The sequence below is a fragment of the Jannaschia halovivens genome, assembly GCF_046452375.1.
GTDB lineage: Bacteria > Pseudomonadota > Alphaproteobacteria > Rhodobacterales > Rhodobacteraceae > Jannaschia > Jannaschia halovivens.
This window is the reverse complement of sequence record NZ_JBKFDJ010000001.1, coordinates 1331260-1353027: the sequence shown is the minus strand read 5'-3', so window position 1 is coordinate 1353027 and position 21768 is coordinate 1331260. Positions and strand designations below refer to the sequence as shown.

Here is a 21768-nt window from a genome sequence, read left to right as displayed (position 1 = left end):
GGCCCCGTGCCCTAGCCGATCGCGTAGGACCGGAGCACGGCGTCGGGCACGATATCCAGCGCGCGCTCATGGGTCGCGGCGAGGTCGACCTGCGGCGCCACGCCTTCCTCGTGGGCCTGCAGGAACCGTGCGGCGCAGAGGCACCAGCGATCCCCGGGCTTCAGCCCCGCGAAGCCGTATTCCGGGCGCGGCGTGCTCAGATCGTTGCCGAGATACTTGGAATGGGCGAGGAACTCGGCCGTGACAACCGCACAGACCGTGTGCTGACCGGTGTCGAGCGGGCCGGTGTTGCAGCAGCCGTCCCGGAAGAACCCCGTGACCGGGTCGGTCGAACAGGTGGCCAGCGGGCCGCCATCGACATTGCGCGACGGCACCTGTCCGGGTCGGTCGTCGGTCATGGCAGGCGTCCTCCTCGCCCGACAGCTTAGCCCTGCGGGCGCCCGCGTCACCCCTGCGCGGCGGCGATGCGACGGAACATCTCGATATTGCCCGCGGACACGCCATCGCCCCGGAACCCGAGATCGGCGCCGTTGACCGCGATCACCACGTCGCTGATGCGGTCGATATAGACGAACTGGCCATAGACGCCCTGCGCCATGATCTCGCCCGGACGCGCGTCGCGTGGCATCCACCATTGGTAGCCGTAGCGCATCCCGCCCGGCGCGGTGTTGGCCGACGGCACCGTCGACGCGTCGATCCACGCCTCGGGCACGACCTGCAGGTCGCCGACGCGACCGCCCCGTTCGACCATCGCGCCCATCTTGGCATAGTCGCGCGTCGTCATGTTCAGCCCGCCCAGCACGAAGGCCACCCCCTCGCCATCGGTCACGTAGTAGGACGCGCCGATCCCCAGCGGACCCATCAGGTGCTCGTCCAGCAGGTCCGGAATGCTGCGCCCGGTCGCGCCACGCAGGACCATCCCGATGACATGCGTGTCGATCGAGACGTAGCGCATCTCGCCCCCCGGCATGCGGTTCGTCCCGGTGAGCGCGGCGGTGAAATCGTCGAGCGCGCCGCCCAGCGCCACGGTGCGGCCCATCCGGTTGATGTCGCTGTCGCGGTCGAAATAATCCTCGTCGAAGGTCACGCCGGATTCCATCTGGAGGACGTCCTCGACCGTGGCGCCGCCATAGGCGGTCCCGCCCAGTGCGGGCACGTGCCGGGTCACCGGGTCGTCCAGCGACAGCGCGCCCTCCTCGACCAGAATACCGGTGAGAAGCGACAGGAAGGATTTGGCGACCGACCAACTGATCCGCAGGTCGTCTTTTGTGGTGCCCAGATGATAGCTTTCATGGGTGATGGCGCCGTCATGCAGGACGACGAGTCCGGTGACCGCGCGGTCCGCGATCCAGTCCTCGGCCCCTTCGGGCAGCGCCACCTCCGGCCCGCGGGGCAGGGGCGTGCCGGGCCCGGTGCTGATCGGCGTGCTCAGGAAGGCCTCGTCCATGTTCGAGAAATTGGCGACGATCCGGTCGGGCGCGAAGAGGCTGTTGACCGCCATCAGCCGCCCAATCTCCTCGCGCTTCCAGAGCGCCGCACCGCCCGCCAGCACCAGCACGGCCAATGCCGCGATCGCGATCCGTCTGATCCACTTCATTCCCGGTCCTCCCGCCGGTGTCCTAAGCACGTGCACAGCCTCCCCGTCGAGCGCACCGCTACGTCAGGCGCCAGTCGATCCAGCGCCCGTGGAAATCCGCGCGGCCCGCATCGTGGACCATCCCGCCGGGCCACGTGGTCAGCGTCAGCCGCGCGCCCGGCGTCGCGCCATCGGTCTCCATCTCAAGATGGGCGAGGGGCCGGTGCGTCGTGGCAGCGGCCCCGAGATCCGCGATGGTGGCGCGGGCGCGGGCCTGAACCTCCGCCGGAAAGTACTGCCACGCGACCGAATGACAGATCATCCGGCAGGTGTGGGGCATCTGGCGGGGCAGCGCGTCCAGCCAGTCCGCCGCATCCGCCGCATCGACGGGCGCGGGCGGCAGGGCCATCGCGGCCTCGGTCATCTCGAGCCGGGCGGGCTGGTCGGGCCAGAGATAGGCCCGAAGGCGCATCCGATCTGCCACGGTCGAAAGCGGGGCGAGGTCGGTGCCCCGGCGGGTGGCGATCACCGGTGTCGCGTCCGGCGGCGGCGGTCCGGTCCAGTCGGGCGCGAGCGTCAGCACGGGGTTATCCGGCCCGAAAACGCCGTCGCCGATCCGCAGCGCGTAGGCGTCCCAGTGGAGGTTCAGCCCCGCCGAGGCGCCCAGTTCGGCCAGCTCCAGCGGCAGGCCGTAGCGCGCGGTGAGCCAATGGCCCGCAGCGCGAAACACCGCCGCACGGCGGATCTCGTTGGTCTGTGGGGCGCGCTCAACCCAATCGAGGAGGAACGCCGCCTCGCGCGTCATTGCCCCGGACATCGCGTCCCAGAGGGCGTCATCGGTCGCGGTCGCGGGCGGATACACCGCCGCGAGCCCTGCATCGTCCCCCAAGCGCAGCGCGTGCAATCCACCGGCCAGCCGCAGCGGCAGCGATGCCCCGGCGGGTGTCACGTCGCCCGGCCACTCGAATAGACGCTGCGCCACCGGTCCGTGGTCCGGTTGCAGCCGGTCGGCCATCAGGCTCATCAGGTGCGCCATGAAAGGTGATCCAAGGTCCGCGCAGGATGCGGCCTGCGTGCGGAACGCCTCGGTCAGCTTCACTTGAACCGGGCCGCGAGCCGCTGGAGCGGGGAAAGCTTGGCCTCCGGCTCGGGCGCCGGGGCGAGTTCGGGCGGTGACGCGGCGGGCTTCGGGGCCGCATCCGGTGCTACCGTCTTGGACGAGCGCGGCGGTGCGGTCCGCTGTGCCACGGCGTTCATGAAGCCCGACCCGTCGCCCGCGGCGAGCTTCGGCGCCCCGTCCGCGATGCCGCGCAACAGGTCGTCCAGCATGTCGCCCTCGGCCTTGGCGAAGTCCGACAGCACGAAGCCCGCGACCCGATCCTTGTGCCCCGGATGCCCGATGCCCAGCCGCACACGGCGATATTCCGGCCCGATATGCTGGTGCATCGAACGCAACCCGTTATGCCCCGCATGCCCGCCGCCGGTCTTCAGCTTCAGCCGTCCGGGTGCCAGGTCCAGCTCGTCGTGGAAGACGGTGACATCCGCAGGCGTCAGCTTGTGAAAGCGCATCGCCTCGCCCACCGATTGGCCGCTCAAGTTCATGAAGGTCGCGGGCTTCAGGAGCCAGACCTTATCCGACCCGAACCGGACCTCCGAGATCTCGCCCTGGAACTTCGACCGCCACGGGGTCGCCCCGTGTTCGGACGCGATCCGCTCCAGCGCCATGAAGCCGATATTGTGCCGGTTGCCCGCGTATTTCGCGCCCGGATTGCCCAGGCCCACCCAGAGTTGCATCGTCGTCCCCTCCCGCGCCGGGGCCTCAGGCCTCCATCGCCTCGAGCTGGTCGATGAAGCCCTCGATCATCGAGAGGCCCTTGTCCCAGAAGGCCGGATCGCTAGCATCGAGGCCGAAAGGCGCCAGAAGCTCGGTATGATGCTTGGTGCCGCCGGCGCGCAGCATGTCGAAATACTTCTCCTGAAAGCCCTCCGGCGCCTCTTCGTAGGCCGCGTAGAGCGCGTTCACCAGACCGTCGCCGAAGGCGTAGGCGTAGACGTAGAAGGGCGAATGCACGAAATGCGGTATGTAGGCCCAGAAGTGCTCGTAGCCCTCCATGAACTCGAAGACCGGCCCGAGACTTTCGGCCTGCACCGACATCCAGAGCGCGTCGATATCCTCGGGCGTCAGCTCGCCCTCGGCGCGGGCGGCGTGGAGCTTGCACTCGAAATCGTAGAACGCGATCTGGCGGACGACCGTGTTGATCATGTCCTCGACCTTGCCGGCCAGCATGACCTTGCGCTGGGCGTCGGTCTCGGCGCCATCGAGCATCGCGCGGAAGGTCAGCATCTCGCCGAAGACGCTCGCCGTCTCGGCCAGGGTCAGGGGCGTGTTCGACAGCATCTCGCCCTGGGGGGCGGCCAGCACCTGGTGGACGCCGTGGCCCAGTTCATGCGCCAGCGTCATCACGTCCCGCGGTTTGCCCAGATAGTTCAGCATCACATAGGGATGCACCGTCGTGACGGTCGGATGCGCGAAGGCCCCCGGCGCCTTGCCGGGCTTTACCGCCGCATCGATCCAGCCATCGGTGAAGAAGGGCTTCGCGATCTCGGCCATCTCGGGCGCGAACCCGGCATAAGCGTCCATCACGGTCGTCCGCGCCTCGTCCCAGCCGATCGTGCGCGTCTCCTCCATCGGCAGGGGCGCGTTGCGGTCCCAGACCTGCAGCGTGTCGAGCCCGAGCCACTTGGCCTTCAGCTTGTAGTAGCGGTGCGACAGCCGCGGATAGGCGGCCACGACGGCATCACGCAGCGCCTCGACCACTTCCGGCTCCACGTGGTTCGAGATGTGGCGCGCCGATTGCGGCGTCGGCAGCTTGCGCCAGCGGTCGGTGATCGCCTTTTCCTTGGCCAGCGTGTTGTGGACGCGCGCGAAGGTGCGGACGTTGCGTCCGAAGACGTCGGCCAACGCGCGGGCACCCGCCTCGCGGCGATCGCGGTCGGCATCGGTCAGAAGGTTCAGCGTGGCCTCGATCCCCAGCTCCTCGTCGCCCACCGGGAAGGTCAGCCCCGCGATCGTCTCGTCGAAGAGCTTGTTCCACGCGCTGGCGCCCACCACGGACGTATCGTGCAGGAACCGCTCCAGCTCGTCCGAGAGTTGGTGCGGCTTCATCGCGCGCAGCCGGTCGAGGGCAGGGCGGTAGCGGGCGAGGTCGGCATCGGCCGCCATCCAGCCGTCGTAGGTCCCGTCGTCGACGCGGTTGAATTCCAGCGAGAAGAACACCAGCGGCGTCGTCATCTCGGTGACGCGGCCCTCCATGTCGGACATGAACTTGGCGCGGTCGCCATTCGTGGTCTCCTGGTAGTAGCGTAGGCCCGCGAAAGACATGATCCGGCCCGCGATCTCGTCGATCCGCTCGTTCCGGCGGATCGCCTCCAGCATCCCCGCGGCGTCGAGATCGGCTAGCTTGCCCTCGTACTCCGCCGCATAGGCCGCGCATTCCTCGCCGAGCCAATCGAGGTCGCGCTTGAGCTCCGGCGCATCCTCTCCGGTATAGAGGTCGTCGAGATTCCACTCGGGCAGATCGCCCAAGGGGTCGCCGCCGGGCGTGGCGTTGGCGTCGCGGAGCAGGGTCATGGGAGCCTCGTGTCTGGTGTCGCGCCTTAGGTAAGGGCGCGGGGCGGGCGGGGCAAACGGTTCGCGGCAATCGAGGCGCGCCAACGGCCGAGGCGCGCCCATCGCCATCGGTGCCGCGTGGCGCGAACCGGCCCGCTACTCGGTGTCGCCAGCCAGTCGGTTGGCCAGCACCAGCGTCAGGGCCGCCGCCACCAGAAGGAATACGGCTCCGGCGATCCAGGCGACGGGCACGGTGTAGATCTCGGCGACCGCTCCGGCTAGGACGAGGCCCGATGCGGCGCCCAATTGCTGGATCAGGGATCGCAACGACAGCATCGTGGAGCGCTGACGGTCCGCGACGCAGCGATGCAGGATGCTGCTGGCCGGCGTCTCGCTGACACCGAGGACGACCGAATAGATGATAAAGACCGAGGCGAACCCGATGATGCCGCCCTGTAGGGCCAACGCGACCTGAACCCCCGCGAGCGCGATGAAGGTCGCCGCCAGCGTCACCGCGTGGCGTCGCCTGAAGATCCGGCTGACCAGCGGCGAGAGCGATGCGCCGAACGCGATGGCAAAGAAGTAAACGGCGGTCAGCGCGCCGATGACGCTGTTGGCATAGGCGGCGTCCATCATCGGCTTGGCGTGGGTCGGCCAGATGACCTCGACCGGATTGGTCGCCATCAGGAACAGGGCCAACCCCGCCAGCAGGATCGACAGCGCGCGATGTCGCAGCGCAAGTCGGCCCGCGTCCCGGATCACCAGGGGGACGTTCGCGAACCCCGCCCCGAGTGCGCGCGGGTTCATCTGGCGTGGCACCTCGGCAATGGCGAGCCTGGTGAAGACGAGGACGCCGAGCATGACGCAGAAACTCGCCGCGTAGGACACGTCGTAGGCGCTGAACCCCAGGGTCTCGGCGGTTGTGCCGAAGAGGTCGGGCAGGACGCCCCCGAGGATGGCGCCGACGGCCAGCCCCATGGCATTCGCCCACTGCGCCTTGGCGAGGGCGGGCTGGACATCGACGTCCGGCGCGGCGGCCCGGAAGGATTCGACGAACCACGCGTCGAGCGTCCCCGATCGCAGTGCGCGTCCCAGCCCGATGAATGCGAACGAGAGCGCGAGGATCGGGAAGTCGTCCGTCGATACGAAGAGCGCGAGCGACAACAGGCTGGCGAGAACGGCCGTCTGAAAGACCGGCTTGCGGCCGATATTGTCGGCCAGTCCGCCGAACGGCAGTTCCATCGCCATGGTGGTCAGCGAGTAGATCCCGAACAGAAGCGAGATCTGGAAGAGGTCCATGCCGCGATCGGTCAGAGCCAGCGCGACGACCGCGACCGTAAGACCCATGGCGAACCGATCCAGGAACTGGTGGAGTTGAAACACCCGGATGTGCCGTCGCGCCGGAGCCGTCAGCGTCGCGAAGGAGAATTCGACCTCGGTTGCCATCTGTGCAACGTCTGCGCTGCGGCGCCGCTGTGCAATGGCCGCGTCGCGCCGGGACCGTGGCGTTCGACATGGCGGCGGCCGATCCAAGGGCCGTTGTGCCACACAGCGTCGGTCACGGCCTCGCCTTCGCGCTCACACGCCCTGGGTCTGGATCGGCGCCGTCGCGACCCGGCCCACGGCACTGGCCATCGGTCCTGCTGCGATATACCCGCCGGATGCCACGATCACACCGCCTCGAAAGGCCGCGCGATGCCCGCCATCACCTTCACCCGCCTGACCGAGGTCGATTCAGACGAGATCCTTCGCCACATGTCGGACCCGCGCGTGGCCGAGCACCTGCCCCTGTCCGATTTCGAATGGGACGCGGCGGCGGTCGCCGGATTCGTCGCCGCGAAGGAGGCGTGTTGGAGCCGGGACGGGCTCGGGCATTGGGCGATCCTGTCCGATGGCGAATATGTCGGCTGGGGCGGGTTCCAGAAGGAAGGGGACGAATGGGATTACGGCCTGGTCCTCAAACCCGAGGCATTCGGCCTCGGTGCGCGCACCTCGCGAACGGCGATCGATTTCGCCATCGCCGATCCGCGCATTCCCTTCGTGACCTTCCTGCTGCCGCCATCGCGTCGGAAGCTCGGTGCACTGGACCGTCTCGGCGCGGTGTTCATCGGTGAGCAGACATATGATGGCGCGGTCTTCCTGAAATACCGGCTGGAGACCGGCTGACAGCCGCGCCGACGCTCAGCGCCCGTTCAGGACCACCGGCACCCCGTCGACCTCCATCCCGTCCGCGCGGTCGAAGCGCAGATAGGCCAGCGCGCGTTCTCCCGACACGGTGTGGACCGTGCCCGCCGGCTTGCCGCCGGCCGTGATCTCGGCGCCCTGCACGAGATCCGGCCCGGCGATCCGCGCCAGCCCTTTGCGCAGCTCGGTCTTGTGCTTCATGCGGGCCACGATCTCCTGCCCGACATAGCAGCCCTTGCGGAAATCGACGCCGCCCAGCCGCTCGAAGCCCATCTCCAGGATGAACGTCTCGTTCGGGATCAGTTCGATGCCGGTCTCGGGCACCATATGCTCGACCCGGCGCGCGTCCCAGTCGGTGTCGTCGCCGGGCGCGCCGTCATAGCTGCGCCAGCCCATGCCGGGGCGGGGGTCGGCCAGTGCCCCGGGAATCTCGGACCCGTGCCGCGCGGGCACGAGGTCCGAGGCCGCGATCTCGACCTTGGCGCGGAGCCGATACATCGCCAGCCGCTGCGCCAGCCCCGCGGCCAAGGGCTCGGCCACGTCGAGATAGAGCGCGTCCATGTCCCGAAACGTCAGGAAATCCGCGAGATACTTGCCCTGCGGCGTCAGGAGGGCGGCGTAGCCGAGGCCCGTATCGGGCACGTCGCGGGTGATGAGGCCGTTGAGGAACGTCTCGCGGTCGGGCCCGGAGATGCGGAGAACGGAGCGTGTCATGCCTCCGACATGGGCGCATCGCCGGGCCGCGGCAAGCCCTCCGATTGACCCTTGCCCGCGCGGGGCGTAGCCCGGACCCGAGACCACCCGGAGGCCGCGATGCGCGACGACACCCCCACCGCCCCGAGCCTGGCCCACGGCCCCCGGACGCTCGCCATTCCGGGGCCGTCGATCATCCCCGAGCGGGTGCTGTGCGCCATGCACCGGCCCAGCCCGAACATCTATACCGGCCCGCTGGTGGACCTGACCCATTCGCTGATCCCGGACCTCAAGGCCGTCGCGCGCACCGAGCATGCCGCCACCATCTATATCGGCAACGGCCACGCCGTCTGGGAGGCATGCCTCGCCAACACCCATGCGCGCGGTGATCTGGTCCTGATCCCGCGGACAGGCACCTTCGCCGACGGCTGGGGCGAGATCGCCGAGGATCTGGGCCTGCGCGTCGAGTATCTCGATTTCGGCAACCGCGCCGCGATGGACCCCGCCGCCATCGGCCAGCGCCTGCGCGACGACACCAACCACGAGATCCGGTCGGTCCTCGCGGTGCATGTCGACACCTCGTCCAGCGTCCGCTCCGACATCGCCGCCATACGCGCCGAGATGGACGCGGCGGGCCATCCCGCACTTCTACAGGCCGATTGCATGGCCTCGCTTGGATGCGACCGGTTCGAGATGGACGAGTGGGGCGCCGACGTCATGATCGCGGGCTGCCAGAAGGGCCTGATGACGCCCGCGGGCATGGCTTTCGTCTTCTACAACGACCGCGCCGACCGCGCGCGCGAGCGGGCCGATTGCGTCACCGGCTACTGGGATTGGCGGCCGCGCACGAACCCCGATTACTACTTCCGCTACTTCTACGGCACCGGTCCGACGCATCACCTCTACGGCTTGCGCGAAGCGCTCGACATGATCGTCCACGAAGAAGGGATCGAGAACGTCTGGGCCCGTCACGCGGTGCTGGCCGGCGCCCTGCATGCGGCCTTCGACACCTGGGAGGCGCCGGGCGGTCTGGAGCTGAACGTCCGCAACCCCGCAGACCGCTCGAACGCGGTGACGGCGGTGCGCCTGCCCGATCACGGGACGCGCCTGCGCGACTGGGCCGAGCACCAGGCCGGCGTGACGCTGGGCATAGGCCTCGGCATGGCGCCGCGCGACAGCCCCGAGGCCGACGGCTTCTTCCGTGTGGGGCATATGGGCCATCTGTCGGCCCATTCGATGATGGGCACGCTGGGCGCGATCCAGGCCGCGCTCGTGGCGCTCGATGTACCCCATGGCGGCGATGGGCTGGCGGCCGCGGCGCGGGTCGTCGCGGGGCGCTGAAGGGGGCAGGTGCCGAATTCTGGCCGCAATTGCCTGCCATATCCCCCCGGCGGCCCGTTCCGGAGGCCGTGCGGAGGGGTCCGGCATGACCAAGCTGAAACAATACATTCTCGGGCCGTCGGGTTATTTCCTGCTCGGCTGCGCCGCCATGGGCCTGCTCTGGACGCCGATCCTGATCTCGATCGTCCGCGGATCCGAGCGGATCTCGCACTATTCCGAAACCCGGTCGCCCGCCGCATCGGCCGTCGAGGTCATGCCCGTCGCGGAATTCGCGCCCACGGGCCCGACGATCGACGACCTCGCCCATGACACGCTGGAAGACCTGACCTGGAAGTCGCGCCTGACGCCCTGACGCCGTCGCCTCAGCGGCGGGCGCGGGCGATGCAGGCGGCGACGCGCGCGTCCCATTCGGCCTCGGCGCGCGCGCGGCGGGTCCCGACGATCTCGATCACGCGGTGGATCGCCACGCAGAGCGCGAGCGCCACGACGTAGCCCCAGACGCCCCAGATCAGCACAAGCCCCGCGACGAGCACGAGGTAGAGCGCGCCGAGAAAGGCGTTGGTGTAATCCTCGACATGACCGATCCGTTCGTTGTCCATGATTCGGGCCTCCGGGTGATTCGCGTGGCGTCGACGCGACAAGACTAGCGCGGGTTTCGCCCGCGGCACCTCACGATCGCGCGGATCGCAGCGCGCGCGGCAGCGCGGCGCCGAACGCGTCCATATCCGCCGCCGTCCCGCAGGAGACGCGGATGCAACGATCGAGCGGGGCCACACCGGGCATCCGCACGAAGATCCCCTCGTCCAGGAGGGCCGCCATCACGCGGCGCGCCAGATCGCCGTCGCCGCCGCAATCCATCGTCACGAAATTGGTCGCCGAGGGCAGGGGATGCAGCCCCTGCTCGGTCGCGATCGCCGCCAGCCGGTCGCGCGACTGCGCAACGCGTGCCTGCACCTCGGCCAGCCATTCCGTGTCGGCCAGGGCGGCCAGCGCCCCCGCCTGCGCCACCCGGTTCAGCCCGAAATGGTTCCGCACCCGGTCGAAGGCTGCGATCAGATCGGGATGTCCGATGGCGTAGCCAACGCGCAGCCCCGCCATGCCATGCGCCTTCGAGAAGGTCCGCATCCGGATTACACGCGCATCGCCGGGATCGAGCGGCGCGACCGCCTCGGGCGGGGCCAGGTCGGCATAGGCCTCGTCGAGACAGAGGAGCGTGCCAGCGGGCATCGCGTCGATCAGCGCGGCGATGCGGGCGGCGTCATGCCAGCTGCCCATCGGATTGTCGGGATTTGCAAGGTAGACCAGCTTCGCGCCCACCTCGCGCGCCCTGGCGGCCAGCGCATCCGGGTCCTCGTGATCGCCTGCGTAGGGCACCGCGTGCAGCACCCCGCCGAAGCCCGCGACGTGGTAGTTGAAGGTCGGATAGGCCCCGGCCGAGGTCACCACCGCGTCGCCCGGCGCCGCGAGGAGGCGCACGAGGTAACCCAGGAGGCCGTCGATCCCCTCGCCCGCGACGACCGCCTCGGGCGGGATGCCGTGATGCGTGGCCAGCGCGTGGCGCAGGTCGTGAAATTCGGGATCGCCGTACATCCAGCCGTCGGCCGCGGCATCCGCCATCGCGGCGATGGCGCGGGGCGAGGGGCCGAACGGACTCTCGTTGGCGCCGAGCCGGGCGGCGAAGGGCGCGCCCCGCTGCCGCTCCTGCGTTTCGGGGCCGACGAAGGGGACGGAGGCGGGCAGGCTTTGGGCGAGATCGGTCAGGCGATGGGTCATGCCTACAGGGGTGGCCCGGAACGGGGACCGGGTGCAAGCGCGCTCAGGCGAGCGCCTCGGACCGGTCCACGAGGTGGAGGAGCGGCTCGCCCGCCTCGCCCCGCCGGATGTTCTCGGCGATGACGCGGGCCGCCCCCTCGGGCCGCGTGGCCGAGGCGATATGCGGCGTCACGGTGATCTTCGGGTGCGACCAGAACGGGTGATCCTCGGGCAGGGGTTCGGTCCGGAACGTGTCCAGCGTCGCATGGGCCAAATGCCCCTCCGACAGCGCCGCCAGCAGCGCGTCGTCATCGACCAGACCGCCGCGTCCGGGGTTCAGAAGGACGGAACCCGGCCGCATGGCGGCAAGGGCCGCGGCGTCGATCAGGTTGGCCGTGGACCGGGTCAGGGGCGTCAGCAGCACGACGATCTCGGCGCCGCCCAGCGCGTCGGTCAAGCCGTCCGGCCCCGTCACCGAGCGCACGCCGGGCAAGGTTTTCAATCCGCGCGACCAGCCCGTCACCGGGAACCCGAGCGATACGAGCGCCCCGGCGCAGGCCGTTCCGAGTTCGCCCATCCCCAGCATGGCCACGGGGCGGTCCCGCGCGAGCGGCGGCGGCGTCGCGTCCCAGGCGCGGCGCGGATTGGCGATATGCGCGTCCATCCCGAGGTGGTGGCGCAGCACATGGCCCGTCACCCATTCGACCATGCCCCGCGTCAGCCCGTCCTCGACCATCCGGGCCAGCGGCGCCCGGAGCGTGGGGTTGCCCTCGACATCCTCGACCCCCGCCCAGAGGTTCAGCACCCCCTTGAGCCGCGTATAGGGCGTGAAGTCCTGCAGCGCCGAGTTCGGCGCGTAGACGATCCAGTCGATCGTCGTGGGATCGGGATCGTCCTCTAGGGTGATGATCCGGTGAGCCACGCCGACGGCATCCAGCGCCCGGGGCAGAGGCTCGCGGTACTCCGCCCAGCGGGCCGGGGCGGCGGCGAAGAGAATGCGGGTCACGTCGCGAAGGCGGATTTGAGGTCGCGCATTCCCTTGATCTCGATCGGGTTCCCGAACGGATCCAGGAAGAACATCGTGGCCTGCTCGCCCGGCTCGCCCGGAAAGCGCAGCACCGGTTCGATCACGAACTCCACCTCGGCCGCGCGCAGACGGTCGGCCAGAACCTTCCACGCGTCCATCTGCATCAGCACACCGAAATGCGGCATCGGCACCATGTGCTCGCCGACATGCCCGGTCGGGGCATGCTCGAAGGGCGGGCCGAGATGGAGGCTGATCTGGTGCCCGAAGAAGTCGAAATCGACCCAGCTGTCGGTCGACCGCCCTTCGGCGCAGCCGAGGAGGTCTCCGTAGAAGCGGCGCGCCGTGTCGAGATCGCGGACATTGAAGGCGAGATGGAAGATGCTCATGCCCCGAGGGATGCCGGTTGCACCCGCATGCGTCAATCGCCGAGGGCCCGCCCGCGGAGGGCGCCGGGGCGCTGCCCCGGACCCCGGCATATTTTCACCAAGATGAAGAGGGGAACGCGCGTCCCGGGCGTCGCAGGTCATGCAAGCTTCGGGCCGGGACGCGCGGCGAAGCGGGGCTTCACCTTGGGCGGTCATCGGCTTGCCAGCCTGTACCGCACGCCATTGCTGGCACACCCGTGGTTAAAGCCCGGTGAACGGGCCTCATCTTGGCCGAAATATGCCGGGGGTCCGGGGGCTGGCCCCCGGCGCCCTCAACCGGGATCGCGCCAGCGGTTCACGATCGGATAGCGCCGGTCGAGCCAGAAGGCGCGCTGGGACAGCCGCGCGCCCGGTGCGGATTGAAAGCGTTTGTATTCCGACAGGTAGACCAGCTTTTCGACATGCTTCACGGTCTCGCGGTCGTGCCCGGCGGCCACGACCTCCGCCACCGCGGCCTCGTCGTCGATCAGGCGGCGCAGGATGTCGTCAAGCACCGGGTAGGGCGGCAGGTTGTCCTCGTCCTTCTGGTCGTCGCGCAACTCGGCCGAGGGGGGTTTGTCGATGACGCGGGAGGGCATCACCTCGCCCTTCGGCCCCAGAAACCCCTCGACCCAATGGGCATTCCGCCAGCGGCAGATCTCGAAGAGGTCGGTCTTCCAGAGATCCTTCACTGGATTGTAGCCGCCCGCCATGTCACCGTAGATCGTCGCATAGCCCACCGCGACCTCGGACTTGTTGCCTGTCGTCAGGAGCATCTCGCCGAACTTGTTCGACAGCGCCATGAGGAGGAGGCCGCGCAGCCGCGACTGGATATTCTCCTCCGTCAGGTCGGGCTCGGTCCCCTCGAAGAGCGGCGCGAGCGTCTCGGTGATCGCGGCGCGCCCGGCGGCGATGGGAACCGTGTCGAGGCGGCAGCCCAGCCGTTCGGCCACGCCGCGCGCGTCTTCGAGCGAATGCGCGGACGTGTATTCCGACGGCAGCATCACGCAGCGGAGATTGGCGGGCCCGATCGCATCAGCGGCGATGGTCGCGACGATGGCGGAATCCACCCCGCCCGACAGCCCGAGCAGGGCCTTCGAGAACCCTGCCTTGGCCATGTAGTCCCGCACCGCCAGCACCATGGCGCGGTAATCGGCCTCGGCCCCTTCGGGCTGCGGCACGCGGTCGCCGGGCACCGCCGCCCAACCGTCGTCGCCGCGCGCGAAATCGACATGCACGATCGCGTCCTCGAAGCTCGGGAGGTGGTGGCTGAGCACGCCATGCGGGTTCAGCACGAAGCTGGCCCCGTCGAAGATCTGGTCGTCCTGCCCGCCAACCAGGTTGAGATAGGCGAGCGGCAGCCCCGTCTCGACCGTGCGCGCAACCATGTGGGCATAGCGGACGTCCTGCTTGCCGCGGAAATAGGGCGAGCCGTTGGGCACCACGAGGATCTCGGCGCCGGTTTCGGCCAGCGTCTCGGTCACGTCGTCGAACCACGCGTCCTCGCAGATCGGCGTGCCGATGCGGACGCCGCCGACGACGTAGGGGCCCGAGACGTCGCCGCTTTCGAAATACCGCTTCTCGTCGAACACCTTGTAATTGGGCAGGTGGTGCTTGACGATTTCGGCCAGGACCCGCCCGCCCTCGGCCACGACCCAGGCGTTGTAGGGCTTCTCGGAGCCCACCGGCCAGAGCGGCACGCCGATCCCGAGGGCCGGGCCGTCGGCGCAATCCGCGATCAGCGCGTTCAGCACCTCCGCCGCATGGGCCACGAAGGCGGGCTTCCGCACCAGATCCTGCGGCTGGTAGCCGGTCAGGAACATCTCGGGCAGCGCCACCATCTGCGCGCCCGCGTCCCGACCCGCCGTCCAGGCCGCGCGGGCCTTGGCGGCGTTGCCGTCCAGATCGCCCATGACGGGGTTCAACTGTGCCAGCGTCAGGCGGAACGTATCGGGCATCGGGCTCTCCGGGCACGGGTCGGGCTGGACCTAGCGCGCTGGCGGGGTGGGGGGAAGCGCCGATGCGTCGCACGATGGTTCGCCCCCCGTTGCGCCCCGGCGCTGCGGAGCCTAGCTTCCCGGGCAGGCAGGACTGGGGAATGCGGGCATGGACAGGCTGATACTGACGACACTTGCGGCACTGGCGGCGATGCCGCTGGCCGCGCAGGACGTACAGGTCAAGCAGTACGAAGGCGGCGGCGTCTACGAAGGGACATTCCGCGACGGCATGCAGCACGGCACGGGCACCTACACGCTGCCCTCGGGCTACGTCTACACGGGCGAATGGGTCGACGGCGAAATCCGGGGTCAGGGCCGCGCGGAATTCCCCGACGGCTCGATCTACGAAGGACAGTTCGTTGCCGGAAAGCCCGAGGGCGAGGGCACGATCATCTTCGCCGATGGCGGCACCTATACCGGCGCCTGGACCGATGGCCGGATCGAGGGCGAGGGCGTGGCCGACTATGCCAACGGCACGCGCTATACCGGCGGGTTCGTCAACGCGCTGCATGACGGGCAGGGCGTGATGGAGAGCCCCAACGGCTACCGCTACGACGGCGGCTGGTCGGCGGGCGTGAAATCGGGCGAGGGGCGGATCACCTATCCGGACGGCTCGACCTACGAGGGCGGAATGGCGGACAACGTCCGCTCGGGACAGGGCACGCTCAGGACGCCAGACGGGCTGACCTATGTGGGGGCCTGGGCCGACGGGCAGATCAACGGCGAGGGCGTGCTGACGCAGGCCAATGGCGACATCTACGAAGGCACGCTGGTCGATGGCCGCCGCGAAGGGCAGGGCCGCGTGACATATGCCAATGACGACGTCTACGAGGGGGAGTTCGCCGACGACCGCCGCCACGGGCAGGGCACGTTCCGGGGCACCGACGGCTACGTCTATAGCGGCGGTTGGGTCGAGGGCCGGATCGAGGGCTCGGGCGAGGTGACCTATCCCGACGGCTCGGTCTATGTCGGCAGCTTCGCCAACGACCTTGCCGATGGCGAGGGCACGATCACCTATGCCGACGGCGCCACGTACGAAGGCCAGTGGGAGGCGGGCGTGATCCAAGGGCAGGGGCGCGCCGTCTATCCCAACGGGCTCGTGTACGAGGGCGAGTTCCTCAACGCCCAGAACCACGGCACGGGAACGATGACCTTCACCGACGGCTACCGCTACGAGGGCGAATGGGCCGACGGGCTGCGCCACGGGCAGGGTCGCGCGACCTATGCCGACGGCACCGTCTACGAGGGCGGGTTCATCCGCGGCCAGCGCGAGGGGCAGGGCACGATCACGATGGCCGACGGGTTCAGCTATACCGGCGGCTGGGACGATGGCGAGATCGACGGCGAAGGCGTCGCGACCTATGCGAACGGCGATGTCTATGAAGGCGCGTTCGCTGCCGGACGCAGGCAGGGACCGGGCACGATGCGCTATGCGACGGGCGAAGTGGAATCGGGCGACTGGGCGGCCGGGGCACTGACCCGCCGCGACGACGCCCCTGCGACGACGGACACCGCCGTTCCGGCGGCCGAAGGGGCACCCGCCGCCGGTGCGCCGGTTCCCGCGGGCAGCGACGGCTGAATTCGGCAGGGCGCCCGCCGCGCGCGGCGCCCGGAACGAGGAAGGCCCGGCCCAGAAGGACCGGGCCGCGTTGCGGCGGAGGAACGGGCGGTCAGTCGACCGGCAGCGTGGCCGAGATATCCGCCCAGAGCGCGCTCAGCGACGGGCGCGACGGTATGTCCACGATCGGGATATCGGCGTCCAGAAGCGCGTCCAGCATCAGCAGGTGACGGGTCGGGTCGGCGGTGTTCTCGCGGATGAGGGCGGCCACGGGCTGGCCCTTCTCGTCGGCGATCAGCAGGTCGGCGACCATCCCGGCCAGCGGGTCATGATCCTCGCGCGCGATGTCGGAGCTGAGGAATGCCTTCAGCGACACGCCCGCATGAAGGGTGCAGACCGGTGCCTCGGCCTCGAGGCGGTCCGCGATCCAGTTGTGCAGCTTCACCTCGCGGCCGGTCATCAGCGGGCGCACCCGGATCGTGCCTTCGGGGATCGAGTCGAGGTCGGTCTTGGCGCGCGCCTTCCGGTCGCGTCCGGGCTTGGCCATGGCGCGGGCCCGCTCGACGGCGTTCCGGGCCCCGGCCCACTCGTTGGCCCAGCTGCCCGAGCCGCGCAGGTCGTCGCCCGGCGTCTTGGCTTCGGTCGTGCGCACCTTCGGGCCGGTCGCGCCGGCCGACACGCGGCGAAAACCGCTCCAGGCGAGGCGGGACATCGTCTTCGTCACAAGGCGATCGAGTTGCATGGTCAGGTCCATCCGGTTCATCGGGTCTGTCCCGGATATGACAGGCCTCCGGGGCCGAATTGGGGCGAAGCCGAGGTTATCACGGGGTGAATGCGGGCCGGGACGGGGATGCGCGGACGCCCTCAGATCCGCTCGCCGCGATCCAGCCGGGCGAGGATTTCGTCACCCTCGGCGATCACGGTGCCGCGCCGGTCGGCATCCATCCGGTCCCAGGTTCGGTACATCTGCGCCATGCGGGGATTGCCCTCGAACCGGTCGCGATGGCGGTCGAGGAAGTGCCAGTAGAGGAGGTTGAACGGGCACGCGCCCGCGCCCGTCTTCTGCGAGACCGAATAGGCGCAGGATTTGCAGTAATCGCTCATCCGGTTGATGTAGTTTCCGCCAGAGACATAGGGCTTCGAGCCGACCACGCCGCCATCGGCGAACTGGCTCATGCCGATGACATTGGGCGCCTCGACCCATTCATAGGCGTCGGCATAGACCACCAGATACCACTCGTGGACCTGGTGCGGGTCCAGCCCCGCAAGCAGCGCGAAGTTGCCCGTCACCATCAGCCGCTGGATATGGTGGGCATAGGCCTCGGTCATGGTGGTCGAGACGCATTCGGCAACGCAGGCCATGTCCGTCTCGGCGGTCCAGTAGAACTCGGGCAGGTCGCGCGTCGCCTCCAGCGCGTTGCGGCTCGTGTAGTCCGGACCCTCGCGGAAATAGACGCCCCGGATGTATTCGCGCCAGCCGATGATCTGGCGCACGAACCCCTCGACCGCGTTCAGCGGCGCATCGCCCGCGCGGTAGGCGTCGATGGCGGCCTCGCAGACCTCGCGCCAACCCAGAAGGCCCGCGTTGATGTAGGGCGAGAGCAGCGCGTGGAACATGAAGGGCTCGCCCTTGACCATCGCGTCCTGGAAGTCGCCGAACCGGGGCAGGGCGGTCTTGACCCAGTGCGCCAGCGCGCGGCGCGCCTGACCCGGCTCGGTCGCGAACCAGAAATCGTCGAGCGACCCGTAGCGGTTCCCGAACCGCGCGCGCACCAGTTCCAGCACCTCCTCGACCGTCTCGTCGGGGGTGAAGCGCATCGGGCGCGGCGCATCCAGCCCCGCCTTGGGCGGCTTGCGGTTGTCGTGGTCGTAGTTCCACTTGCCGCCCTCGGGCTGGTCGCCATCCATTAGGAACCCGGTCTTCCGCCGCATCTCGCGGTAGAACCACTCCATCCGCAGCTCCTTGCGGCCCTCGGCCCAGTCCTCGAACTCGGCGTGGCTGCAGAGAAACCGGTCGTCGGGGAACATGTGGACGGGCAACGGCCCATCCTCGAGCGCCGAGATCAGGCGGAACTCCCCCGGCTCGGTCGCGATGGCCTCGGTCGCGCCGGTCGCGTCGGCGGCACGCAGAAGCTCGCCGGGGATCGAGTGGGTGTTCTCGGGATCGTCGAGCGTCGTGTAACGCACCGTCCAGCCCGCCGCGCGCAGCCGTTCGGCATGCTTGCGCATCGCCGCGAAGAGGAAGGCGATCTTCTTGGGATGGTGCGGCACGTAATCGGTCTCGGCCTGCACCTCGGCCATGACGACCACGTCGGTTGCCGCATCCCCCTCGCGGAGCGCCGAGAGGTCGTCGGAGAGCTGGTCGCCCAGCACCAGCACCAGCCGCGTCACCAGGCGATCTCCTGCCCGGCAAAATCGAAGAACCCGCCCGATTGTGCCAGCGTCAGTCCGCGCAGCACGCCCACGAGGTTCTCCGCCGCCGCCTCCGCCGTGACCTTCGGCGCCTTGTAGCCTTCGGTGAACGGCGTCTCGACCGTGCCCGGATGCAGGGCGACGACGACGGCCCCCTTGCGCTTCCGTCCGATCTCGATGGCCGCACCGTGGACGATCTGGTTCGCCGCGGCCTTGGCGGCGCGGTAGCTGTACCAGCCGCCCATGCGGTTGTCCCCGATCGACCCCACCCGCGCCGTCAGCACGCCGACGCGCGCGTCGTCGGTCAGGTGCGGGGCGAGATGCTTGAGGATCAGCGCGGGGCCGATGGCGTTGACCGCGAAGACCCGCGCCATCGCCGCCGCGTCCACCGCGTCCAGCGCCTTCTCGGGCGCGCCGCCGCCCGGCGCGAGGATGCCGGTCGCGACGAAAGCGGTGGAGATCGGCGGCAGATCGGCGAGATGCGCGGCCACCGACGCGTCATCCGTCACGTCCAGCCCATCCGCCCGGCGGCTCAGCCGGATGACGTCGCCGTCTTGTGCCAGCCGGTCCGCCAGGGCGGCGCCGATTCCGCCCGAGGCGCCTATGATGAGGGCATGTGCCATCGTCCGGCCATCTAGCGGCGGCGCGGTCGGCGTCCAGCATTGACCGGGGCCCTGCGGCGCGCCCATCCTGCGTCATGCTCCGCCTCGCCCTTCTCTGGTCGCTCGCAGCCCTGCCCGCCGCTGCGCTGGAGCTCCGCGAGACGGGCCGCTACGACCTCAACCGGCCGGCCAGCCTCGACTACGACCCGACCTTCTGCGGCCTCTGGATCGCCAACGAGGGCCCGGAGGCCATCCTCGTCACGCTTCAGGGCGAGGAACTCCGCCGCATCTCCAGCGATCTGGGACGCATCAAGGCCATCGCGATCGAGGGCGACGCCCTGATCGTCGGTGACGGCTTCGGTCGGCTGCAAAGGCTGACGAAGGACGGCACGCCCCTGGCCGCGCCCTTCGCGCTGGAGGGCGGCTTCGCCGATACCGAGGGCATCGCGATCGACGGGGACGGCCGCCTCGTGACGGTCGAGGACGACCCCGAGCGGTTGTCGTGGTTCACCCCGGATGGCACGCTCGACGACCGGATCGACACGATGCGCCTCGACCCGCCCCTGAGCGAGGCGCAGGGCATCGCCATCGACCCGCGCACCGGCCACCTCCTGATCGTCGACGACTGGGAGGGTTCCAACAGCCTCTACGAGTTCGACGCGCGGGGCGGCTTTCTTGCGCGTGCGAACCTTCTGGAATACGGCGACGACCCCGAGGGGATCGCGATCCGCCCTGGCTCCGGCCAGCTCTTCATCGCCTTCGACGGCGGCGCCGAGATCGTGACCTTCGACTACACCGCCACCCTGCCCGCCGATGCGGATCCGCTCCCGCCCGCGGCCGATTGCATGATGTTCTGACTTCGGGGCTTCACATCCCTGCGATGCTCGGCCTACTCTGCGCGCCATGACGACGACCCTGATCCTGGACCTCCTCCTTCTTAGCCGCTCCTGAGCGTGCCATCCGGCGCGACCGCTCGGGAGGGACGCAGCGCCGAAGGAAGACACCCCGGATCACAGGAACAGACCCATGACCTCCCCCACCGATAAAGACCGCGTCGTCATCTTCGACACCACCCTGCGCGACGGCGAGCAATCGCCCGGCGCCACCATGACCCATGACGAGAAGCTGGAGATCGCCTCCATGCTCGACGAGATGGGCGTCGACATCATCGAGGCGGGCTTCCCAATCGCCTCCGACGGCGATTTCGAGGCCGTCTCCGAGATCGCGCGCCGCGCGGACCGGTCCACGATCTGCGGACTGGCCCGCGCCAACTTCAAGGATATCGACCGCTGCTGGGAGGCGGTGCGCCACGCGAAATCGCCCCGCATCCACACCTTTATCGGCACTTCGCCCCTGCACCGCGCCATCCCGAACCTGACCCAGGACGAGATGGCCGACCGCATCCACGACACGGTCACCCATGCCCGCAATCTCTGCGACAACGTCCAATGGTCGCCGATGGATGCGACGCGGACCGAATGGGACTACCTCGCGCGGACGGTCGAGATCGCGATCCGGGCCGGGGCGACCACGATCAACATCCCCGACACCGTGGGCTACACGGCGCCCAACGAAAGCGCCGACCTGATCCGCCGCCTCATCGCCGAGGTCGAGGGCGCAGAGGACGTGGTCTTCGCCACGCATTGCCATAACGACCTCGGCATGGCGACAGCCAACGCGCTGGCCGCGGTCGAGGGCGGCGCCCGCCAAATCGAATGCACGATCAACGGGCTGGGCGAGCGGGCGGGCAATACCGCGCTGGAGGAGGTCGTGATGGCCCTGCGGGTGCGCGGCGACATCATGCCCTACGAGACCGGCGTCGACGCCACCAAGCTGATGGCGATCTCGCGCCGCGTCGCGAGCGTCTCGGGCTTCCCGGTGCAGTTCAACAAGGCCATCGTCGGCAAGAACGCCTTCGCCCACGAGAGCGGGATCCACCAGGACGGCATGCTCAAGAACGCCGAGACCTTCGAGATCATGCGCCCCGAGGATGTGGGCCTCTCCGAGACGTCGCTGGTGATGGGCAAGCATTCGGGCCGCGCGGCGCTGCGCTCCAAGCTGGCCGAGCTGGGCTACGACGTCGAGGGCAACCAGCTGGCCGACGTCTTCGTGCGGTTCAAGGCGCTGGCCGACCGCAAGAAGGAAATCTACGACGACGACCTGATCGCGCTGATGCAGGACGAGGAGCGCCAGGCCGAGGATCGCATCCGGGTCGAGAAACTGCGCGTCGTCTGCGGCACGGAAGGCCCGCAGGAGGCGCAGTTGACGCTGACCATCGACGGCGAGGCGAAATCCTCCGAAGCGACCGGCGACGGGCCCGTGGACGCGGCCTTCAACGCGGTCAAGGCGCTGGTGCCGCACAATGCGCGGCTGCAGCTCTACCAGGTGTCCGCCGTGACCGAAGGCACCGACGCGCAGGCCACCGTGACCGTGCGGATGGAGGAGGACGGCCGCATCGTCTCGGGGCAGTCGGCGGATACCGACACGGTCGTCTCCAGCGTCCGCGCCTATGTCAACGCGCTCAACCGCCTGCTGGTGCGCCGCGAGAAGGCGGGCACCGACACGCGCGAGATTTCGTACAAGGACGCGGGTTAAGGTGCGAAACGGGGCAT

General features: G+C 69.2%; 21 protein-coding genes. 6 read left to right on the top strand and 15 right to left on the bottom strand.

Annotated features, from left to right (window positions below):
- Window positions 1–11: 11 nt before the first annotated feature.
- The 6 genes from ACK8OR_RS06825 to ACK8OR_RS06800 all read right to left on the bottom strand — a co-directional run bounded on the left by ACK8OR_RS06825 (window position 12) and on the right by ACK8OR_RS06800 (window position 6632).
- Complete coding sequence (locus ACK8OR_RS06825) at window positions 12–398, bottom strand: DUF2237 family protein (RefSeq protein WP_410188666.1); 387 nt, start codon at window positions 396–398, stop codon at window positions 12–14.
- A 47-nt stretch (window positions 399–445) separates the two neighbouring features.
- Window positions 446–1597, bottom strand: coding sequence for a serine hydrolase domain-containing protein (locus ACK8OR_RS06820; RefSeq protein ID WP_410188665.1), 1152 nt, complete (start codon window positions 1595–1597; stop codon window positions 446–448).
- A 58-nt stretch (window positions 1598–1655) separates the two neighbouring features.
- Window positions 1656–2675 (bottom strand): DUF2332 domain-containing protein, encoded by a 1020-nt coding sequence (locus tag ACK8OR_RS06815; RefSeq protein ID WP_410188664.1) that lies wholly within the window; start codon window positions 2673–2675, stop codon window positions 1656–1658.
- On the bottom strand, window positions 2672–3370 hold the full coding sequence (gene pth, locus ACK8OR_RS06810) for an aminoacyl-tRNA hydrolase (protein WP_410188663.1): 699 nt from the start codon (window positions 3368–3370) through the stop codon (window positions 2672–2674). The genes ACK8OR_RS06815 and pth overlap by 4 nt, the downstream gene beginning before the upstream one ends.
- Before the next feature lie 25 nt (window positions 3371–3395).
- Window positions 3396–5207 carry a M3 family oligoendopeptidase gene (locus ACK8OR_RS06805; RefSeq protein ID WP_410188662.1) on the bottom strand — a complete coding sequence of 604 codons (1812 nt, stop codon included), beginning with the start codon at window positions 5205–5207 and terminating at the stop codon, window positions 3396–3398.
- A gap of 135 nt (window positions 5208–5342) precedes the next feature.
- A complete protein-coding gene (locus ACK8OR_RS06800) occupies window positions 5343–6632 on the bottom strand; it encodes an MFS transporter (protein ID WP_410188661.1) in 1290 nt (429 codons plus the stop codon).
- 249 nt (window positions 6633–6881) lie between these two features.
- Between ACK8OR_RS06800 and ACK8OR_RS06795 the strand changes: the two genes are divergently transcribed.
- Window positions 6882–7352 carry a GNAT family N-acetyltransferase gene (locus ACK8OR_RS06795; protein ID WP_410188660.1) on the top strand — a complete coding sequence of 157 codons (471 nt, stop codon included), beginning with the start codon at window positions 6882–6884 and terminating at the stop codon, window positions 7350–7352.
- 15 nt (window positions 7353–7367) lie between these two features.
- On the opposite strand, the gene ygfZ is transcribed toward ACK8OR_RS06795, so the two are convergent.
- A complete protein-coding gene (ygfZ, locus tag ACK8OR_RS06790; RefSeq protein ID WP_410188659.1) occupies window positions 7368–8084 on the bottom strand; it encodes a CAF17-like 4Fe-4S cluster assembly/insertion protein YgfZ in 717 nt (238 codons plus the stop codon).
- A 99-nt stretch (window positions 8085–8183) separates the two neighbouring features.
- Here ygfZ and ACK8OR_RS06785 point away from each other — a divergent pair, with 99 nt between their 5' ends.
- Both ACK8OR_RS06785 and ACK8OR_RS06780 read left to right on the top strand, forming a co-directional pair.
- Window positions 8184–9404, top strand: a complete 1221-nt coding sequence (locus ACK8OR_RS06785) for a pyridoxal-phosphate-dependent aminotransferase family protein (protein ID WP_410188658.1) — start codon at window positions 8184–8186, stop codon at window positions 9402–9404.
- An 85-nt stretch (window positions 9405–9489) separates the two neighbouring features.
- Complete coding sequence (locus ACK8OR_RS06780) at window positions 9490–9756, top strand: hypothetical protein (RefSeq protein WP_410188657.1); 267 nt, start codon at window positions 9490–9492, stop codon at window positions 9754–9756.
- A gap of 10 nt (window positions 9757–9766) precedes the next feature.
- Here ACK8OR_RS06780 and ACK8OR_RS06775 read toward each other — a convergent pair whose 3' ends face one another.
- The 5 genes from ACK8OR_RS06775 to ACK8OR_RS06755 all read right to left on the bottom strand — a co-directional run bounded on the left by ACK8OR_RS06775 (window position 9767) and on the right by ACK8OR_RS06755 (window position 14545).
- Window positions 9767–10003 carry a hypothetical protein gene (locus tag ACK8OR_RS06775; RefSeq protein WP_410188656.1) on the bottom strand — a complete coding sequence of 79 codons (237 nt, stop codon included), beginning with the start codon at window positions 10001–10003 and terminating at the stop codon, window positions 9767–9769.
- 70 nt (window positions 10004–10073) lie between these two features.
- Window positions 10074–11177, bottom strand: a complete 1104-nt coding sequence (locus ACK8OR_RS06770; protein ID WP_410188655.1) for a pyridoxal phosphate-dependent aminotransferase — start codon at window positions 11175–11177, stop codon at window positions 10074–10076.
- A gap of 43 nt (window positions 11178–11220) precedes the next feature.
- Window positions 11221–12162: a 2-hydroxyacid dehydrogenase gene (locus ACK8OR_RS06765; protein ID WP_410188654.1), complete on the bottom strand. Its 942-nt coding sequence runs from the start codon at window positions 12160–12162 to the stop codon at window positions 11221–11223.
- Window positions 12159–12569 carry a VOC family protein gene (locus ACK8OR_RS06760; RefSeq protein WP_410188653.1) on the bottom strand — a complete coding sequence of 137 codons (411 nt, stop codon included), beginning with the start codon at window positions 12567–12569 and terminating at the stop codon, window positions 12159–12161. Before ACK8OR_RS06760 ends, ACK8OR_RS06765 begins: the two co-directional genes overlap by 4 nt.
- 311 nt (window positions 12570–12880) lie before the next feature.
- Window positions 12881–14545, bottom strand: coding sequence for an NAD+ synthase (locus ACK8OR_RS06755; protein ID WP_410188652.1), 1665 nt, complete (start codon window positions 14543–14545; stop codon window positions 12881–12883).
- A 148-nt stretch (window positions 14546–14693) separates the two neighbouring features.
- Between ACK8OR_RS06755 and ACK8OR_RS06750 the strand changes: the two genes are divergently transcribed.
- A complete protein-coding gene (locus ACK8OR_RS06750; RefSeq protein ID WP_410188651.1) occupies window positions 14694–16163 on the top strand; it encodes an MORN repeat-containing protein in 1470 nt (489 codons plus the stop codon).
- A 91-nt stretch (window positions 16164–16254) separates the two neighbouring features.
- Here ACK8OR_RS06750 and ACK8OR_RS06745 read toward each other — a convergent pair whose 3' ends face one another.
- The 3 genes from ACK8OR_RS06745 to ACK8OR_RS06735 form a co-directional block, all read right to left on the bottom strand.
- A complete protein-coding gene (locus ACK8OR_RS06745; protein WP_410188650.1) occupies window positions 16255–16905 on the bottom strand; it encodes a hypothetical protein in 651 nt (216 codons plus the stop codon).
- Window positions 16906–17006: 101 nt separating this feature from the next.
- Window positions 17007–18536 carry a cryptochrome/photolyase family protein gene (locus tag ACK8OR_RS06740; protein ID WP_410189874.1) on the bottom strand — a complete coding sequence of 510 codons (1530 nt, stop codon included), beginning with the start codon at window positions 18534–18536 and terminating at the stop codon, window positions 17007–17009.
- Window positions 18530–19177, bottom strand: coding sequence for an SDR family NAD(P)-dependent oxidoreductase (locus ACK8OR_RS06735; RefSeq protein WP_410188649.1), 648 nt, complete (start codon window positions 19175–19177; stop codon window positions 18530–18532). The genes ACK8OR_RS06740 and ACK8OR_RS06735 overlap by 7 nt, the downstream gene beginning before the upstream one ends.
- Before the next feature lie 74 nt (window positions 19178–19251).
- Here ACK8OR_RS06735 and ACK8OR_RS06730 point away from each other — a divergent pair, with 74 nt between their 5' ends.
- The gene (locus tag ACK8OR_RS06730) at window positions 19252–20013 is read left to right on the top strand and encodes a hypothetical protein (protein WP_410188648.1); all 762 of its coding nucleotides are present in this window, start codon (window positions 19252–19254) and stop codon (window positions 20011–20013) included.
- A 169-nt stretch (window positions 20014–20182) separates the two neighbouring features.
- Window positions 20183–21751, top strand: a complete 1569-nt coding sequence (locus ACK8OR_RS06725) for a 2-isopropylmalate synthase (protein ID WP_410188647.1) — start codon at window positions 20183–20185, stop codon at window positions 21749–21751.
- The last annotated feature ends 17 nt before the right edge of the window (window positions 21752–21768 follow it).

Bases quoted from the DNA above. Each gene is read 5' to 3' on its own strand.
- ACK8OR_RS06825 (WP_410188666.1), bottom strand. From the start codon at position 398: ATGACCGACGACCGACCCGGACAGGTGCCGTCGCGCAATGTCGATGGC.
- ACK8OR_RS06820 (WP_410188665.1), bottom strand. From the start codon at position 1,597: ATGAAGTGGATCAGACGGATCGCGATCGCGGCATTGGCCGTGCTGGTG.
- pth (WP_410188663.1), bottom strand. From the start codon at position 3,370: ATGCAACTCTGGGTGGGCCTGGGCAATCCGGGCGCGAAATACGCGGGC.
- ACK8OR_RS06805 (WP_410188662.1), bottom strand. From the start codon at position 5,207: ATGACCCTGCTCCGCGACGCCAACGCCACGCCCGGCGGCGACCCCTTG.
- ACK8OR_RS06800 (WP_410188661.1), bottom strand. From the start codon at position 6,632: ATGGCAACCGAGGTCGAATTCTCCTTCGCGACGCTGACGGCTCCGGCG.
- ACK8OR_RS06795 (WP_410188660.1), top strand. From the start codon at position 6,882: ATGCCCGCCATCACCTTCACCCGCCTGACCGAGGTCGATTCAGACGAG.
- ygfZ (WP_410188659.1), bottom strand. From the start codon at position 8,084: ATGACACGCTCCGTTCTCCGCATCTCCGGGCCCGACCGCGAGACGTTC.
- ACK8OR_RS06785 (WP_410188658.1), top strand. From the start codon at position 8,184: ATGCGCGACGACACCCCCACCGCCCCGAGCCTGGCCCACGGCCCCCGG.
- ACK8OR_RS06780 (WP_410188657.1), top strand. From the start codon at position 9,490: ATGACCAAGCTGAAACAATACATTCTCGGGCCGTCGGGTTATTTCCTG.
- ACK8OR_RS06775 (WP_410188656.1), bottom strand. From the start codon at position 10,003: ATGGACAACGAACGGATCGGTCATGTCGAGGATTACACCAACGCCTTT.
- ACK8OR_RS06770 (WP_410188655.1), bottom strand. From the start codon at position 11,177: ATGACCCATCGCCTGACCGATCTCGCCCAAAGCCTGCCCGCCTCCGTC.
- ACK8OR_RS06760 (WP_410188653.1), bottom strand. From the start codon at position 12,569: ATGAGCATCTTCCATCTCGCCTTCAATGTCCGCGATCTCGACACGGCG.
- ACK8OR_RS06755 (WP_410188652.1), bottom strand. From the start codon at position 14,545: ATGCCCGATACGTTCCGCCTGACGCTGGCACAGTTGAACCCCGTCATG.
- ACK8OR_RS06750 (WP_410188651.1), top strand. From the start codon at position 14,694: ATGGACAGGCTGATACTGACGACACTTGCGGCACTGGCGGCGATGCCG.
- ACK8OR_RS06745 (WP_410188650.1), bottom strand. From the start codon at position 16,905: ATGAACCGGATGGACCTGACCATGCAACTCGATCGCCTTGTGACGAAG.
- ACK8OR_RS06735 (WP_410188649.1), bottom strand. From the start codon at position 19,177: ATGGCACATGCCCTCATCATAGGCGCCTCGGGCGGAATCGGCGCCGCC.
- ACK8OR_RS06730 (WP_410188648.1), top strand. From the start codon at position 19,252: ATGCTCCGCCTCGCCCTTCTCTGGTCGCTCGCAGCCCTGCCCGCCGCT.
- ACK8OR_RS06725 (WP_410188647.1), top strand. From the start codon at position 20,183: ATGACCTCCCCCACCGATAAAGACCGCGTCGTCATCTTCGACACCACC.